Source organism: Muriicola jejuensis (genome assembly GCF_010671595.1).
Lineage (GTDB): Bacteria > Bacteroidota > Bacteroidia > Flavobacteriales > Flavobacteriaceae > Muriicola > Muriicola jejuensis.
On the sequence record NZ_JAABOP010000025.1, the window covers coordinates 1 to 598 of the forward strand.

Genomic DNA, 598 nt, shown 5'->3' on the forward strand with positions numbered 1-598 from the left:
AACGGTTCCGGCTATGGTTTGGCGCCTGGAGGCGCCAGCCTTCCGTATTGATTTGTTAATCCCTAAAATAGCAAATAATCCCAGACCCTGGTGGGCGATGAACCATAGCCGTTGTTGTAATGCGTTTATTATCTAAAAATTTTGATTATCAAACTATACGTTTTGAAATCATCGTAATTATGATTCAACATTTTAGGATTTGATTTTAGTAGCGTTGAATAGTATTCTAGATTCTTGTCTCCTTTGGTATGTCCTTGAATACTTTTTTTGAGTTTATTTTTTGGATCTAAAAATAAATCGAGGTTATAAATTTTATATGCGGACTTCTCAAGCTTTCTCCATCTGATTTTTTCTAGATCACCGGTCTTTATTTTACTTTTTAACTTTATGAATCTCGTTACATATTCATGACCTGGTTCGTAAGTGATGTTAACTATTGAATAAGGTGAAATATAATCGAAGTTGACTTCAACACCGTTGGGATAGATTATTGGTCCTTTAAATTTATACTCATTTAGGAAATTGAATGATTCTTCCAATTTTTTCCAGTTAGTCATTCAAAATGCATTACAACGGTTCCGGCTATGGTTTGGCGCCT

Annotated in this window: 1 protein-coding gene; it reads right to left on the reverse strand. The window is 34.3% G+C overall.

Features of this window, described 5'->3' with window-relative positions; genetic code table 11:
- Positions 1-128: 128 nt before the first annotated feature.
- Positions 129-557 (reverse strand): hypothetical protein, encoded by a 429-nt coding sequence (locus GWK09_RS14895; protein WP_163694264.1) that lies wholly within the window; start codon positions 555-557, stop codon positions 129-131.
- Between the last annotated feature and the right edge of the window lie 41 nt (positions 558-598).